11 protein-coding genes are annotated in these 17,021 nt (G+C 58.0%); 1 reads left to right on the top strand and 10 read right to left on the bottom strand.

What is annotated here, in order from left to right:
• The 5 genes from POTG_RS06900 to POTG_RS06920 form a co-directional block, all read right to left on the bottom strand.
• On the bottom strand, positions 1–638 hold a 638-nt coding region (locus POTG_RS06900; protein WP_009224104.1), incomplete at its 3' end, for an AAA family ATPase.
• Positions 635–1,834: an exonuclease SbcCD subunit D gene (locus POTG_RS06905; RefSeq protein WP_009224105.1), complete on the bottom strand. Its 1,200-nt coding sequence runs from the start codon at positions 1,832–1,834 to the stop codon at positions 635–637. The genes POTG_RS06905 and POTG_RS06900, both read right to left, overlap by 4 nt.
• Before the next feature lie 101 nt (positions 1,835–1,935).
• Positions 1,936–5,961 carry a helicase-exonuclease AddAB subunit AddA gene (gene addA / locus POTG_RS06910; protein WP_009224106.1) on the bottom strand — a complete coding sequence of 1,342 codons (4,026 nt, stop codon included), beginning with the start codon at positions 5,959–5,961 and terminating at the stop codon, positions 1,936–1,938.
• Positions 5,958–9,500 carry a helicase-exonuclease AddAB subunit AddB gene (addB, locus tag POTG_RS06915; RefSeq protein WP_009224107.1) on the bottom strand — a complete coding sequence of 1,181 codons (3,543 nt, stop codon included), beginning with the start codon at positions 9,498–9,500 and terminating at the stop codon, positions 5,958–5,960. Before addB ends, addA begins: the two co-directional genes overlap by 4 nt.
• A 253-nt stretch (positions 9,501–9,753) precedes the next feature.
• Entirely contained in the window at positions 9,754–11,127 is a 1,374-nt protein-coding gene (locus tag POTG_RS06920) for a class I SAM-dependent rRNA methyltransferase (RefSeq protein ID WP_009224108.1), read from the bottom strand.
• Positions 11,128–11,300: 173 nt separating this feature from the next.
• On the opposite strand from POTG_RS06920, the gene POTG_RS06925 reads away from it, so the two are divergent.
• A complete protein-coding gene (locus POTG_RS06925) occupies positions 11,301–12,326 on the top strand; it encodes a Na/Pi cotransporter family protein (protein ID WP_009224109.1) in 1,026 nt (341 codons plus the stop codon).
• Between the two features lie 71 nt (positions 12,327–12,397).
• On the opposite strand, the gene POTG_RS06930 is transcribed toward POTG_RS06925, so the two are convergent.
• The 5 genes from POTG_RS06930 to prmA all read right to left on the bottom strand — a co-directional run bounded on the left by POTG_RS06930 (position 12,398) and on the right by prmA (position 16,999).
• Positions 12,398–12,835, bottom strand: a complete 438-nt coding sequence (locus POTG_RS06930; RefSeq protein ID WP_009224110.1) for an NUDIX hydrolase — start codon at positions 12,833–12,835, stop codon at positions 12,398–12,400.
• 305 nt (positions 12,836–13,140) lie between these two features.
• Positions 13,141–14,484: a tRNA (N(6)-L-threonylcarbamoyladenosine(37)-C(2))-methylthiotransferase MtaB gene (gene mtaB, locus POTG_RS06935; RefSeq protein ID WP_009224111.1), complete on the bottom strand. Its 1,344-nt coding sequence runs from the start codon at positions 14,482–14,484 to the stop codon at positions 13,141–13,143.
• Positions 14,485–14,487: 3 nt separating this feature from the next.
• On the bottom strand, positions 14,488–15,252 hold the full coding sequence (locus tag POTG_RS06940) for a 16S rRNA (uracil(1498)-N(3))-methyltransferase (protein WP_036644744.1): 765 nt from the start codon (positions 15,250–15,252) through the stop codon (positions 14,488–14,490).
• 88 nt (positions 15,253–15,340) lie between these two features.
• Positions 15,341–16,024, bottom strand: coding sequence for a site-2 protease family protein (locus POTG_RS06945; RefSeq protein WP_009224113.1), 684 nt, complete (start codon positions 16,022–16,024; stop codon positions 15,341–15,343).
• 6 nt (positions 16,025–16,030) lie between these two features.
• A complete protein-coding gene (gene prmA / locus POTG_RS06950; RefSeq protein WP_009224114.1) occupies positions 16,031–16,999 on the bottom strand; it encodes a 50S ribosomal protein L11 methyltransferase in 969 nt (322 codons plus the stop codon).
• Between the last annotated feature and the right edge of the window lie 22 nt (positions 17,000–17,021).

Genomic DNA, 17,021 nt, shown 5'->3' on the forward strand with positions numbered 1-17,021 from the left:
GCATTGCCGAGCCCTTGCTGCTCGGCAGCGACCTCAGCGCGGCGCTGCTCGTTCGCTCTGACCTTGCGGGTCAGCTTCTGCCCGAGCAGGTCGCCGTATTTCTCCAAGTGGAACAGGCGCTGCAGCATCGCCCGTCGGTCCGCCCCCTTCAGGGACAAAAACTCGGCGAATTTCCCCTGCGGCAATACGACCGCGCGGGTGAAATCGTCCATCTTGAGGCCCAGCTTCTGTTCCACGCAGCGCGTCACGTCAGCGAGCTTGTCGGCGATCACTTTTTCCTCATCATCCGGCAGAATTTCGATAAACCGGCTGATCGTATTGCTGACCGACAGCTCGCCCTGGCGCTTAAACCGCCGCTCCACCCGGTAACGCTCCGTCCCGGCAGCAGAGGTCAGCTCGAACGTAAACGCGACGAACAGCGCGTCTTCCAAATGGTTCATAATCCCTTGGGTTCCGCCGGATGCACGGCCGACCTTGCCATAAAGGGCCAGCGTGATCGCATCCAGAATCGTCGACTTCCCGCTGCCTGTCGGCCCAAAAATGCCAAACAACCCTGTCTCGCACAGCTCGGTAAAATCGATCGTCTGCATCTCACGGTAGCTTTGCAGCCCGGCTAATTTCAGCGTAATCGGCTTCATCGGCTTACTCCCTCCATCGCTCCATCCGCATCCGCACCTTCGTCCTCTTCTTCGGAGACGAGCGACATGAACAGCTCGACCAACTCGGCCTCCGGCTCGGCTCCGCCGGTTTGCCGCTGATAAAACTTGCGGAACAGCTCATGCACCGGCACACTCTCCCGGGAGGCCAGCTCCTCCTGCAGCTCCCGTCCCGGATATACCGGCCGGATATGGACGATCCCGTCATGGGCTTTGCGCAGCGCCTGGATGTCGCCCAGCGACATCGCTTCGCTCAGACTGATTTCGAGGTCGATAAACGCATTCGCGTCCCTCCCCTCCTCCAGCCAGCGGTACGCTTCTGCCAGTCCGCCCCGGCAGCTCCAGCGCACCAGCGGCCGCCCGCTGCTCAGGTACAGCTCCTCCAAGATCGGCTCCTTCCCGGGCGCCACGTCCAGGAGCATCACCGATTTGGCTTGTCCTGCCTCAGAAAAAGAATACGCCAGCGGCGACCCGCTATACCGGGTCAATCCGCCTCCCTTCACCGCCTGCGGCCGATGCAGGTGGCCCAGCGCCGTATATTGCGCGCCGATGTCCAGCGCCGACGGGTCCACGGTATATGCGCCGCCAACCTGAATCGGCCGTTCAGAGTCAGACTCCACGCCGCCAAGCACATAGATATGGCTCATCGCGAGGTTCACCGTGTCCGGGCGAAACGCACCGGCCAGCTGGCGCATCAGCAGTCCTACCTTGGCGCTGTAGGCAAGCCGCAGCTCGGATTCATCCGCGTCGCCGGCCAGCAGCTCGGACAGCCGGGCTTCGGAAGGATAGGGCAGCGCGGCGATGACCGCCGTCTCCCCGGTGCGCGGCACGGGAACGGTGATCGCCTCCGGCACCGGCAGCCCCACCAGCGAAATGCCCCGTCGCGCAACCAGCGGCGATACCGCGGCCACCCGCTCCGGCTGGTCATGGTTCCCGGCGATCACCGCCAGATGACAGCCGGTCTCCGTCAGCCGCGCCGCCGCCTCATAGAACATCGCTTCCGCCGCAGCCGGCGGGTTCACACTGTCATAGACGTCGCCCGCCATCAGGACGAGATCAACCTGCTGCTCCTTAACCATCTGCACCAGCTCGTCCAGAAACGCCTCCTGCTCTGCGAGCCGGCTGCGTCCCTCCAGCGTGCGCCCCAAATGCCAATCGCCCGTATGTAAAATGCGCATCCGTTTCTCCCCCTTGATTCCGGCCAAGTACGCCGGCGTTCAAAACATCCCTTTTTTCATAAAGCCGTAAAACCTGCAATTCTATCCATACTCATTTTAGATTACAGTCTCACCGCTTGGCCGCCGTCGAAGAAATACAACCACTTCTCATCCACGGTCGAACCGGTGATCTCCTCAACCGCCTTGGCGTACAGCTCCAGTTGGAACCGGTACGATTCCGCCAGGGCCGCAGCGCCGCCGCGATGCTCCAGCACCCGGTCGCTTTTGTAATCGAGCAGGTACACTTTGCCGCCTGCAGCGAACAGGCAGTCCACGATCCCCTGGATCAGCACCGTTTCCCCATCCAGCTCCCGGATTGCGTCGCCTGCTGTGCCGTCTTGCATGGCTTCCAAGCCCCCCAGCTGCGGCGAGGCTTCCGCTGCAGGCAGCCCGTAGCTGAACGGCATCTCACGTTTCACCCAGTCCGCCTGCCGCAGCAGTTCGCCAAGCGGGCTCTGCAGCAATCTGGCGATGCTATCCACCTCGATGGCCGCAGCCTGCTCAGCGGTCATAATCTTCCGCTCGATCAACCGGGCGAGCGTCGCTTGGACGACCGCGATTCCCGGCTCTGCGTCAAACGGCAGATGCTGCATCAGCGTATGGTAGGCCACCCCGCGTTCGGTTGGGGTCAGCTTGCGCTGCTCCATGAACCGTGGCCGCCGCAGATGCAGCTTGAAATCCGGCTGCTCTTCCGCCTCCGCCTGCTCCCGCTCGCGCAATAGCTCCGCTTCGGCGAAGACGTCGCGCACCGGCTCCTCCTGCAGCATCAGCAGCGCCTTCATCTCCGTCACCGAGGTTTTGGCCGCGATTCGGCTTGCTGCCGCATAAGGATACGTCCAGCTGAGCCGGGACTCCACCATAGCTCTCATCTCAGCGGCCTCGGTACCGTCCGCATCCTCTGCAAGGACCGCTGTCGGCTGCCCGGACAGCAGCGCCTTGATTTGCGCCGTGTCCACCGCCGTAGCCTCTGCAGTTGCTGCCGCTTCTGTTTCCGCTCCTCCGTTCTGTCCCGCCGAGCGGGCGGAAAGAAACGCGATGTGCCAGTCAGAAGGGCTGTCCGCTAACACGGCAGGGCCAACCTCCGGCAGCCCGGCAAACTGTCGCAGCTCGCGCGCGCTTGGATGGCGAATCAACGCCGGGCCGATCCAGTCGAGATAGCAGCGGCCGCGCGCCAGCAAGTAATCTGGCAGCTGCTGTTCACTTGCCTCAAGTGCACCGCCCCAAGCTTCGACGGACTTGGTGAGATTTTTGACCGAGGAGACGAGCACGAGCTTGTCCTTCGGGCGGGTGAGCGCCACGTACAAGACGCGCATCTCCTCCGCCAGCAGCTCCATTTGCGCCCGCCGCCGGATCGCCAGGTTCGGCAGCGTCGGGTAGCTGACGCGCGTGTTCGCGTCGACGTACTTCGGACCAAAACCCAGCTCCTTATGCATCAGAAACGGCGCGTTCAGATCCTGCCGGTTAAATTGCTTGGACAATCCGGCGACGAACACAACTGGAAACTCCAAGCCTTTACTCTTGTGGATCGTCATGATCCGAACGCCGTCGCCCTGTTCCCCGGCATCCCCCGGAGCTCCAAGGTCTCCGCCGTTCTCGCGCAACCGGGTGACGTAACGCAAGAAGCGGAACAACCCGGGCGCAGAAGACGATACCTCGTATTGTCTCGCCCGATCCAGCAGCGCCTGCAGGTTGCTCTGACGCTGGGTTCCGCCCGGCAAGCCGCCAACCCATTCCAGATAACCGGTTTCCCGGTAAATCTCTCGGATCAGGTCGCCCAGCTGTCCAACCCGCGCCATGCTCCGCCAAGCTTCCAGCTGCCGTAAGAAAGCCTGCAGCTTCAGCGCCAAAGCATCATTGGCCGAAGGTTCAATTTGCCCCGTCTCCGGGTGATACACCGAGGCTTCCCCGGCGTCGCCTCCCCTGCTGTCGCTCAAAGCCGACTCCGCATTCCCTGCGGCTGCCCGTGCGAGCACCGCCTCATAGTAACGGCCGCTTGGAGAAGCAAGGCGAATGTCCGCCAGCTCCTCCTCGGAGAAATCGTACAGCGGAGAACGCAGCACCGCCGCCAGCGGAATATCCTGCAGCGGATTATCGATCACCTGCAGGAGCGACAGCATCGTCTCGACCTCGGACGCCTGAAAATACCCCTGGCTCAGTTCCCCGTACGCCGGGATTCCTTCCACCCGAAGCTCCTCGATCATCGCCGGCGCCCAGGTCAGCGTTGAGCGCAGCAAAATCACCATGTCCCGGAAAGCGACCGGGCGCATCGCCTGCAGCTGTTTGTCGTAGATGCGCAGCGGTTCGCCGCCTTCGCCCAGCATGCCGCGAATGCGGGCCGCGATCGCACGGGCTTCCAGCCGCACCGCTTCAATCAGCGCCGCCTCATCTTCCTCATCCCCGCCGTCGCCGTCCGTCCATTCGTTGTCCCCGCGTTCGGACGAATCTGAACCGCCGCTTGAGCCGTTGTCGCGATCGATCAGCAAGAGCTCGGGCCGATAATCCTCCGCCCCCTCCGGCGGAAAACCTTCTCCATACACCAGTTCCGCTCGTGTATCGTACGAAATTTCCGCCACGCTTTCGTTCATGATTTGCCGGAACAGCAAATTCACCGCATCAACGACCTCACGCCGGCTGCGGAAGTTCCGCGCTAAATCGATGCGCAGCCCGGCTCCGTCAAAATTGTCGCCATAGATCCGATATTTCTCCAGGAACAGCCCCGGTTCAGCCAAGCGGAAACGATAGATGCTCTGCTTCACGTCGCCGACCATAAACCGGTTGCCCGGGTTCTCCCGGGAGATCAACCGTACGATCGTTTCCTGCACCGTATTGGTGTCCTGGTATTCGTCCAGCAGCACCTCATCGAATTGCCGGCGGTATTCCAAGGCAGCATCGGACGGCCGAAGCTCGCCCGGCTCCGAATCCGGATGCCGCAGGATCTGCAGGCAATAATGCTCCAGGTCGGAGAAATCGAGCCAGCCCTTGGACACTTTTTGCAGCCGGTAACGTTCCCCAAATTCGCTTACGAGCTCGGACAACGCGCCAAGCAGCGGAGCCATGTCATGCATCTCCCGCAAAAACGCCTCCGGCGGCCGGCCATAGAGTTGCGTGCGCAAATCGGTCACCGTCTTCTTCGCTTCCTCCCGCAGCGCCTTAACCCGCTCCTGCACCTCCGGATCGGTCTGGTCTTTCTTGACCGGCTTCAGCTTGCCGAAGTTCACACCCTGAAAGGCGTCATACAGCGAAGCCCAAGCTCCGCCTGCCACCGCTTCCTGCAGCGAGCGGACCACGTTCAGATCGTCCTCCAGCGTGACGGCGTACGGCTCCGGCCCTCCTGGAGACAACGCCAGCGCCTTCGCTTGAGTCAGCAAGCTGATCGCGCCTCCCAGCGCCAACTTCGTATCGGCCAATAGGCTTTGGACCCATGCGCTCTTCTCTAAGGCATCGAGATCCGGAGCCATAAAAGCTGAGGATGCTTCCTGAAGCCAATGATCCGGCCAAGGATGGCTGCGCGAGAAGTCGTAAAGCCGCTGCACCAGCGTAAAGACCGCCGTATCGCTGCGCTCTCCGCCAAACAGATCCACCAGCTTCAAAAACGGGCTGTCCTCCGGTTCGCTGCCGTATTTGTCCTCAAGCAGCTCCTCCAGCACCTCTTGACGCAGCAGCGCCGTCTCGCTTTCCGAGGCGATCCGAAAGCCCGGATCTAACGGGATCAGCGTGTAATAGCGTTGGATCACTTCCATACAAAACGAGTGGAGCGTCGTGATCGAAGCACGCCCCAACATGGCCAACTGATGGTTTAGGTACTCGTTGCCCGGGTCCTTGGCCAGTTCCTTCTCCAGCGCTTCCGTGATCCGCCCCCGCATCTCCGCGGCGGCGGCTTTGGTGAACGTGGCCACCAGCAGCCGGTCCACGCTCAGCGGTTGTTCGCGGTCCGTCAGCTTGCGGATAATCCGCTCGACGAGCACCGCCGTCTTGCCGGACCCGGCGGCCGCCGCCACCAGCATGTCGCCGCCGGACAGAGCGATCGCCCGCCATTGGTCGTCGCTCCAATAACTGCCGGCCGGTTTGGGTTTCATCGGGATGGTCATGAAGGATTCGCCTCCTTTCCGCGCTCCTGTCCAAGGAGCTGCCAAATTTCGTTTTTGCCCGGTTTGCCGAGGACGTGGTATGCATTGCCGTCCAGCGCTTCCTCAAAGCGGCACACCGGTTTGTAGGGACAAAACGTACAAGCCGTTTCCAGCCCAAGCCGATATGGGGCAATCTGCACGTCACCGTCGGTGATGCGCGTGCCGATCTCCGTAATCGTCCGCCGCACAGAACCCAGCAGCGTATCCCACTGCTCCGGCGTCGCAACCGAGGCGCTGCTATAAAAGCCGCCGTCCGCCTTGATCGCCACCGGGATGATATCGGAATAGCCTTTTTCCAGCTGAGCGTCCATCTTCGCAATCACATCCCGGTCTGCCAGCAGCAGGCCCTTCATCTTGAATCGCTTTAACAGCTCCTGCTGCGCCTGCTCCGCGCTCATGCCGTTGCTGCTCTGCAGCAGCGGGTTATGCACGTGGAAATACAGCGTGCCCGCAGGGAGCGCAGGCTGGCCAAGCCAGGCTTCCGCCGAGGACAATAAGACGTCCAGATACGTGAGCATTTGCAGCGATAAACCGTAATACACTTCATGCAGCTTCAGGTCGGTCTGGCTTGACTTGTAGTCGATGACCCGCAAGAGCAGGCCTTGTTCCCCTTCCGCCATGTCCACGCGATCAATCCGGCCGACGATTTCCATAACGCAGCCGTTCGGTAACTCAAACGTCAGCGGAGGCAAGGGCCGCCCTGGTCCAAAATCCAACTCCTGTCCAACCGGTTCAAAGCTGCCCCGGCGCGCTTGCTCGCCAAGGATCAACGAAGCACGGCCGACGATAGCTTTCAGCTTGCGGGAAATATAACCGTAGCGCTTGGAGCTTAACAGGATTTCTCCCTGCAGCTTGGGCGCCAGTTCATCAACGGCCGAATTGGCCGCCTGAATCGCCTCCTCCGGCGTGAGGCTCCCCCAGCTGCGGTTTTGCGCCTTAAAAGTGATCGCCATCTGACTGAGCGCAGCGTGAAACAACTGTCCGATGTCCGGCGCTTGCAGCCGGTAAAGCTGGCGTTCCTTCAGCTTCAGCCCATGCGAAGCGAAGTGCGCAAACGGACAAGCCGAGAACTGCTCCATTCGCGACACGCTTGTCCGCAGCCGCTTGCCGTAAAGCCGTCGGCTCGTTGCCGGCGTCAAACCGCGCACCCGGTTACGATAATCCAGTGAGGTCAGCAGGCGCGCCGCTTTGCTCTCCCATTCCGGCCGGGTCTTGTACCATTCCAGCACACGCCACCATAGCGGTGAAATGGACTCTCCCGCCTTCCACAGCCGCAGCTGGCCGATTAAGGCGTTCAGCGCCGGGCCCGGACGGGAGACGAATTCAAGCTGCGACGCCATCGGATCGGCAGAACGGCTTGCAGGTCCTGGTGTTAACAGCAGCGGCCGCTCCGTTAGTCCCGGGAAAATCCGCTTCACATGCCGGATCACCTCCGACGGCAAAAGCGCACCGCCCTCTCCGTCGGCAGCAGGGTAGCTCAACCACAGAGAACGGCTTGCCCCAGACAACGCTTCGTAAATGAGGAAGCGCTCATCCAGCAGCTTGCGGGCCAGCCCCGGAGCCAGCTCCAAGCCAAGCTCCGCCAGTCGCTCCCGCTCCTGCTCGCTGAGCACACCCTCCTCCTGCAGATTGGCCGGCATGATCCCTTCGTTGATGCCAAGCAGGAACAGATGCTTGACTTGCCCCGAACGCGTCCGCTCCGTACTCCCGATCAGCACCTGGTCGAGCGAAGGCGGCACAAGCGACACCTTCAGCTCCTTGAGCCCGGTCTCCAGCACGCCGGCAAACAGCTCCAGCTCCAAAGGCTCGTCCCCCATCATTTCCACGATCTGGTCGAGCACGTCCAATACCGCGCTCCATAGTTGGCGATGCTCCATCGCCTGACGCGGCTTGCCTTCGCGCACCATCCGATGCGCCAGCACATCCAGACGCTGGGCGGCCTCCACCCGCTCCAGCAGATGGAATACTGCGGCACACATGTCTGCCGCGTTCTTCGCCTTGCGGATCTCTTTCTCAAACGCTGACAAAGGGCCGGCGACCGCAGCGCGGCACCGCTCCAGCAGCTGCAGCTGCTCCATGGCTTTAACGGATGCCGCCGTTTGATCCTCCTGCTCCAGCGACAGGCTTGGCGCCGACTTCCAAGGACGGCCGTCAAACCAACGGTAACCTTGAATCCCGCTCGCCAGAGCATAATTCTCCAGCACATCCATATGCTCGCGCGTCAGGCTGCCGTCCAGCGGCAGAAGAAATTCGCTTTTCACGCAGCGAAATACGTCTTCGTATCTCCAAAACCCGAGTACCACGTCCAACGCGGCCCGGATAAATTCGATCATCGGGTGATACAGCATACTTGCTTTCTGGTCAAGAAAATAAGGGATCCCGTATGCTTCCATCGTCGGAGCAAGCAGTTCTTCATAATCCCCTAAGTTGCGCACCAGCAGCGCCATGTCCCGCCAACGCACGCCTTCTTCCCTGGCGAGGCGAACCATCTCGCGCGCCGCGCCTTCAACCTCAGCCCGCCGGCTGGCAGCCCGGTGCAAAGATAGGGCCTGTTCCAAATCTTGAGGCGGCTCGGACTTCGGCCACGGCGAACGCCGCTCGTACGCAGACTCCAGGTACGAAAGCGTCTCGCTCTCCCGAAACCGCGGAAACGGACGGGCCTCCAACAGCTCTGCCGGCAGAACTTCAATTCCCTCTTCTGCGGCCAGTCGGCTCAGCTTAACGAAGGCGGATGCAGGGGTATAAAACAGGTTTAGTTCATGCGGCAGATTTCCATTGCTGTATACCCGGTCCAACGTCAGCGAGACGGTGACGGAAGCCGCCGTCTTCAGCAGTGCGAGGATCGCTGTATATTCCTGCGGCGTAAACGTATGAAACCCGTCAATCCAAATTTCCGCCCCGCGCAAATAAGCCGACTTGCTAGCCCCCTGCGCCAGCTTGACGACATGGTCCTCGTTGTCGATGTACAAGCGGGACAGCTCTTCGTCATACTCCGCAAACAAAAGGCTAAGATCGTGCATTTTATCCTTTAATAAAGGGGATTCCCCTTCGGTCTGCTCCAGGAGTTGATAATGCTCCCGCAGAGCTGAGAAATCCACGTTGTATTTCTTCATTTCCGTGTATAGTCCGGCTATCCGGTCAATTAATCCGAGCTGGTCTCCGCCGTGTCCAAACAGCTTCAACTCGCCTTTGCGGCGGCGCATGAGCTTATATAGCAGCATTTTTTTGCCTTCATCATCGATCGGCACCAGCGCCGCACCGCCGGTTTCCTGCATGACGCGCAGCGCCAAACGGCGAAAGCCAAGCACCTGGGTGCGTACCGTACCGCGCAAGCCCGGGGCCGTGGCGATCCGCTGCTCGATCTGAAACGTGCCTTGCTCCGGGGTTAAAATAATCAGCGGCGGACCGATCGGCTGCTCGCGCAGCTTGGCGGTCACCCGGTCGAGAATGAGGCTGGTTTTGCCGCTGCCGGAGCGGCCGAGTATGAACTGTAAAGACATGGAAGTACCTCCTACGACGGACAATTCGTTAAGTTCCAGTATAGCATAAATACGATCAAACATTCGTATCTTCTTCAAGCATAAGAAAAACGTCAATCGACGTACATTCAATGTAGACAGACCGCGTTTAGCGGAAGTTTTTCTTGCGATATCAGGATGTCAATCCCCCGAAGCTTATACTTTCTGATACCTTAAAAAAGCCCCGTACCGCGAAAGCTCGCGAAACGAGGCTGTTTATCCGTTATATCCAATTTTACAACGCGTGTTTGCTGCGCACTTCGAAAATGGCAAATTTCAGGTAATGTCCTTCGTCCACCCCAAGGATTTGCGGATGATCCTTGCCGGCTGCCCGCCATTCCACAAGGCGCAGCACTTTGCCTGCATCCTCCGCAGCCTCGAGGATCGTCTCCAGGAACAGATCCGGTCGCATATGGTAGGAACAGCTGGCCGTTACCAGATAGCCGCCTTCATTCACCAGCTTCATGCCGTGCAGGTTAATATCTTTATAACCGCGAACGGCACCTTTAACCGCCGCTTTCGTCTTGGCAAACGCCGGGGGATCGAGGATCACGACGTCCCAAGTCCGCCCGCCGCCGGCCGTCAGCGGCACGGAAGTGTCCACCTTGGCGTCTTGGGCCGCACGGCGCGCACGTTCCTCCAAGCCTTTCACCTGACTGCGCAAATAATCAAACGCATCAGCCACGACAAATTCGACGCGATCGGTGAACCCGTTCAGCTCCACGTTCCGCTTCGCGCTTTCGATCGCATGCTCGGAGATGTCAAGGCAGGTCACCTTTTTGGCTCCGTATTTGCAGGCATGTAAGGTGAAGCTTCCGGTATGCGAGAAGCATTCCAGCACGGTGGCTCCGTCCCAGTACGGGAAAGTGACTTCTTTGCCGTTCCGGTTGACCGGCGCTAGCCGCACGCCGCCGTCTTCCGTCGGCAGCTCCTGCAGCGTGATGCCGCTGCGTCCGCCCCAACCGGTCATCAGCGGCTTGATGGACGCCCGGTTCTCCCGCTGGTCGAAGAAATAGCCCGTTTTTTGCCCCTGCTCAATATCCACCTCGATCTTGAGCCCGTTCTCCGACACGATGACATGGCGCGGCGGCTGGCCAAAGATCGGCCCTTTCACCTGCTCCAAGCCCTCCATTTCCCGGACGGCTACATCGCTGCGTTCATAGATGCCAACGGGATGCAGCACTTCCGACAACGCCTCCACAATCTGCTCCCGACAGCGGTCCATACCCAGTGTAAGCAGCTGTACAACCAGTACGTCACCAAACTTGTCCACGATCAGCCCCGGCAAAAAGTCGGCCTCTCCGTACACGAAGCGGTAAGCATCCTCCTTCACGAACCGTTCCCGATGCTTCAAGCATTCCTGAAACCGCCGGACAAAAAAGGCCGTGTCCATCGCTTCCAACGGCGTATACGACACAACGCGGACGGTAATTTGCGAAGCCGGGTTGTAATACCCGGTGGCCAGGTAACGGTTCCGGTGGTCAACGACCTCAACCAATCCGCCCGGTTCCACGTTCCCTTCCAAACGCTCGATTTCATTTTTGAAGATCCAAGGATGCCCTTTTTCCAACCGTTTCTTGCGGCTGCGCTGCAATATGACCCTTGCCACTTAATCCTTCACTCCTCATTAAAAATATGACCCACTGCGCCTAAAGCACCCCTGCGGCCGGGACGGTACGTCAGCTTGGCTGGCATGGAAGTTGTCCGACCGTCATATATGTAACTTGTACGATTGTCGCTTGTCTGCATTTTACAGATGATCCGGGAAGGGAGGCTGCCAATATGTTTCATGAGATCTTGTTTCCAGTGACGTTTGGCTTCGCCCTGTTCCTGTTCGGCATGAAGGTGATGGAGGCTGCCCTGCACGCATGGGCGGGTCCCCGGCTGATCGGTTTTCTTCACCGGACGACGCGGACGCCTTGGACAGGCCTGCTGTCGAGCACCTTCATCACGGCCGTCTTACAGAGCAGCACTGCCGTGACGGTAATGACGATTGGCCTGGTTAATGCCCGCCTGTTGTCCTATGCGCGAACGCTGGGCATTATTCTGGGAGGCAATATCGGAACCTGCCTGACCACGGAGCTGCTTGCCCTTAATATAGCCAAGCTGGGGGTCCCCATGCTGATCGTTTCGTTAACGTTATGGGCGGCCGCTGTGCTGGGAGGCGAAATGCTGCCGGACGAGATCAAACGCCGCATGCCATGGTTGTTGCCCTTGCAGTTTGCCACACTGGCCTTAGCCGGCTTCAGCCTGGTGATGATCGCCATCCGCTTTATGCAGTCGATCGGTCCGGCGCTGGAAGAACGCGGCGTGATCTCCTGGCTGCTGGAGCATGCCACCGGCAGCCTGCTGTGGGGCGCCTTCGCCGGCGCCATCCTGACGGCGATCATTCATAGCAGCGCCGCAGTCGTCGCCATGACGATGGGACTCGCCGCCAGCGGTGCCTTGCCGGTGGAATTCGGCATTGCCATGGTTATCGGATCCAACGTTGGCACCTGCGTCACGGCGGTGATCGCCGCCATCGGCGGCACCCGATCCGGCCGATTCGTCGCTTGGTCGCACGTGGCGCTCAACGTGCTGGGGGCAGTGTTGTTCTTGCCGCTGGTTCCGCTGTTGCAAGCGGCGGCAGCCTGGTTAACCAGCGATCTTTCAGCGCAAATCGCACACACGCAGACGATTTTTAACGTCGTCTGCTCCTTGCTGGCGTTGCCTTTCTGCTATTTGCCCATCTGGTCCAAACTGGATCGGCCCGAGGACCTGGATCATCTCGCCGGCCCCCTCCTCCCGAATACGAAAGCGTCTAAATAGCCGTAAAAATGCAGTTATTTCCCCCGATATTCTCCCATCTCTTAAATATCGCAGAAAATAACTGCACCGTATTAGTTCTCCGGCTCGATACCAAGCATTTGCAACGCCTTCTCTAAGATGAAGTCGTTGTTGTCATATCCCGCCTTGCGTTGCTGACGCCAAGCCTCCTGCGGCTCATACCAGGACACGCTGCGGATCTCCTCAAGCTGAGGACGGAGGGCTCCGCTTTGCCATTCAACCAAGTAATAATGGACTTCTTTATCCACGTTCCCCAGCTTGGGATGATGGTAAGTATACGCGATGATATCAATCAATTTACTGATCCGGCCCACAATGCCGGTTTCTTCCAAAATTTCGCGCAGCGCCGTTTGTTCCACGGTTTCTCCCGGTTCCCGCTTTCCTTTCGGAAACGATATCTTGCCATAGCGATCGGTAATCAGTTGCACTTGCAGCCGTCCGTCTTGGATGCGGTAAACGACGCCTCCAGCAGAGATTTCTTTGAATGGCATTCTGGCTGTACCTCCCTTTATTTTACCCAAGCCTCCCTTACCGTAAAAGAGGGCCCTATGGGTTCGCAGCCCTTAGGCATCCCGCAAACGGGACAAACGCGGGAGTGACTGAGGCGCTCCTGCTCGCTGTTCCCTCCGGGAAAATGCTGCCTTCGGCGCTGGGCGAGAAATTATTGACACCTGGTGTTATTTGTTAATTATAGGAGCATCGCACTCATACTTCCAATTTGCCCGTATGTAACAACAAGGATTTCACCCCCGACAGGGTGAAATCCTTGGCCTATGCCCGGTGTCGGGCGACAGTATTATGCTAAAGCTTGCGCGGCATCGTCCAGGACTCGGACTAACTGGCCTTCGCAGGTGTTCGCATCCGCTTGGGTCAGCTTCACGCGGCAGATTTTGCCGGTCAAGTCCGGTGTGCCCGGGAAGCGGATTTGCAGGTAGTTGTCGCTGAAGCCAGTCACATAGCCGTCTCCGGCTGTGCCTTTCTCATCCTTCTCTGGAATGACATCCAGCACCTGGCCAACGAATTTCTCCGCATAAGCAAGCTGCATTTGCTCGGACAAGTCGATCAGTTCATGCACGCGAGCATGCTTCACTTCCTCGTCGACCTGGTCCTCCATCCGCGCTGCCGGCGTACCGCTCCGCTTGGAATAAGGGAACACGTGCATTTCCGAGAAACCGATGCGTTTGATCGCTTCGAAGCCTTCGCGGAACAGCTCGTCCGTTTCCCCAGGGAAGCCGACAATAACGTCCGTGGTAATCGCAACATCCGGCATGAAATCACGGATCATTTTGATTTTATGCTCGAACTCTTCAATCGTGTACTTTCTTCTCATGCGCTTCAGCACTTCATTGCTGCCCGCTTGCAGCGGGATGTGGAAGTGGCGGCACATCTTCGAGGAGTTCTTCAACACATCCAGCATCCGGTCATCGATCTGGCTTGCTTCAATCGAACTGATACGGATGCGTCCCAGCCCTTCTACTTTATCCAAGTCCCACAGCAGGTCGGACAAACGGTAGTTCTCCAGATCATCACCGTAGCCGCCCGTATGGATGCCGGTCAGGACGATTTCCTTGTAGCCCGCAGCGACCAGTTGACGCGCTTGCTGAATCACGCTTTGCGGGTCACGGCTGCGCGACAGTCCGCGCGACCAAGGGATAATACAGAAGGTGCAGAAGTTGTTGCAGCCCTCTTGGATTTTCAGATAAGCGCGGGTATGATCGGCGAAGCTTGGCACGTCCAGCTCTTCGAACTCCCGGGTCTTCATAATGTTGCGCACGGCGTTAATCGGCTTACGTTGCTCTTGGAGCTGCTTGACGTAAGGGATAATTTTGTCCCGGTCTTGCGTTCCGATGACCAGATCCACGCCGGGAATATCCAGAATCTCCGCAGGCGACGTCTGCGCGTAGCAGCCGGTTACCGCGATGATCGCGTCTGGGTTGCGGCGCACCGCCCGCCGAATGATCTGACGGCTCTTCTTGTCACCGGTATTCGTAACCGTACAAGTATTAATCAAGTAAACGTCGGCGGCTGATTGCTCAAAATCAACCTGTTCATAGCCTTCGTTTTTAAATAGTTGCCAAATGGCTTCGGTATCATAGAAATTAACTTTACAGCCCAAGGTGTAAAAGGCGACAGTAGGCATCGCTCATTCCCCCCCCATTTCTCCGGATTCATACATGATGCAGGTCAGGGCGGCCATCGCAGCCGTCTCGGTGCGCAGAATGCGCCGGCCTAAACCAACGGATACCGCTCCCGCAGCTTCGGCTTCCTCCACTTCCGCTTCAGTAAAGCCGCCTTCCGGTCCAACGACAACAGCGACCTTCACCGTTCTCTCGGGCGTCAGCCCGGTGACGAAAGGCTTAAGCACGTCCCGCAGCTGCCGACCGTCCTCTTTTTCATAGCATAAACATACCAAATCGTAGTTCTTAAGCTCTACAAGCAGCTTGTCCCACTTGACTGGAAGCTCAACCGCCGGGATTTTGCTGCGATGCGCTTGCTCGGCGGCTTCCTTGGCGATTTTCTGCCAGCGGGTGAGCCGCTTCTCCTCCTTCTTGCTGTCATACTGTACGATCGTACGTTCTGATAAAAAAGGAAGGAAAGAAGCCGCGCCGATTTCCGTGCACTTCTGAATGACGGTTTCCATCTTGTCGCCTTTCGGCAAGCTTTGGGCTACAGTCACTTGAAACCACGGTTCTCCCGACGCCGCCAGCTCCTCTATAATAGCCGCAGTCACTTGCTGCGGCTCTATGATCGTAATCTCCGCGAGGACTTCCCGGGATATCCCGTCGCTCACGATCAGCTTATCGCCGGGTTTGGAACGCATCACCCTGCCGATATGACGGGCATCCTCACCGGCAATCGTCACTTCCCGATCGCCAAATTGCGCGGGATCCACAAAATATCGCTGCATGCCATCATCCTCACCGTTCCACAAGGTCAAAATCACCAAACTACATCATACAACTTTTGAACTTCCGTTTCCAGTCCTTCTCCCCAGCCTAAACCCCAGACAATGTCAGGAAAAGATGGGCAAACTGGTAATAGATTGTTTCCGCTGCATTATATAACGGCAGAATCGTATACTGCTGCATCCCCGGGACGATTAGGATCACTAAGAAGATCAGCACCGACCACTGCTCGTATTGCTGCAATTTGCCCAGCATGCGGCGCGGCACGACATCCTCCAAAATTCGATAGCCGTCCAGCGGCGGTAAAGGAATCAGGTTAAATAAAAATAAGAAAAAGTTCATGACCGTAAATAGATTAAAGAAAATGAGAACGGCTTGAAACAACTTCTCGTTCGTAATTGCATCCAGTACGCCAAAACGAGCCAGCATCACGTAAACAAGCGTCCCCAGGACGCCCAGCAGCAAGTTGCTGAGCGGCCCGGCAACGGATACAATCACACCCATCAGGCGCGGTTTGCTGAAATTGTCCCGGTTCACCGGAACCGGCCGAGCCCAACCGAACCCGGCAAGCAGGAGCAGGATAATGCCCAATAGATCAAAATGAACTGCCGGGTTCAACGTCACGCGACCCAGCAGCTTGGCTGTCGGGTCCCCAAATTTGTTCGCAAAATAGGCATGAGAAAATTCATGCAGCGTAAAGGCGATCACCAGCGTGATCAAATAAAAGGGGAGCTGTTCCAACGGAACCCGCAATATTCGGTCTAGTAAATCCATATATAGTTACCTCTTTCTCGTCACAAAAGCGACCCAATCTTCTTCCCGGGCCGTCCGTTCCAGTTCGAAACCCGCGGCAATCAGCGCTTCTTGTACGGCTTGTTCTTTATTCTTATAAATCCCCGAGGCGATATAATAACCGCCGGGTGCCAATGCTTGATAGACATCCTCGATAAACAGCAAAATGATCTCTGCCAAAATGTTAGCCACGACCACCCGTACCGGCAGCTTGATCTCTACACCCGTGCTGCCTTCTCCTTTCAGAACGGATAACAGGTCGCTTTCCACGACTTGGATCCGGTCCTCAAGACCATTCAGACGCGTGTTCTCCTTCGCACTAGATACGGCTACCGGATCCAGATCCAGCGCCAACACCTTGGAGGCACCAAGCCGACATGCTCCGATGGCCAGAATCCCTGAACCTGTGCCGACATCAATCACTTCGTCCCCTTCTTGGATAATGCTCTCAAGCGTGCGTAAGCAAAGGGATGTTGTTGGATGCGTACCTGTACCAAACGCCATACCAGGGTCCAGCTCGATAATTTGCTCGTTCGGCGAAACTGGTACATATTCCTCCCACGTTGGTTTGATCGTCAGTCTCTCAGAGACCCGCAGCGGCTTGAAATATTGCTTCCAATTGTTCGCCCAATCGTCCTCACTGACATCCCGCACGGAGATCTCCGCAACCCCAGGATCGATATCAAAGCTCTTAAGTTCCTCGATGCGTGCGCGGACTTCCGCAATCACTTCGTCGATATCTAGTCCTTCCGGAAAATACCCGCTGATTTTCGCTTCTCCTTCAGGAATGTCATTAGGGGGAATTTCAAACCATTGTCCCAGTGAAGTATCCCGAGGTTTATCGTTATCGACGTGCTCTTCAATGGTTACCCCGCCTGCGCCTGCTTCATGCAGGAAGTTGGAAACCATCTCCACCGCTTCTTCCGTCGTATGTATAGTTATTTCTTTCCAAATCATCGTATGATTTCCTCCTTGACTT

Origin of the sequence: Paenibacillus sp. oral taxon 786 str. D14 (genome assembly GCF_000159955.1) — a bacterium.
Taxonomy (GTDB): Bacteria; Bacillota; Bacilli; order Paenibacillales; family Paenibacillaceae; genus Fontibacillus; species Fontibacillus phoenicis.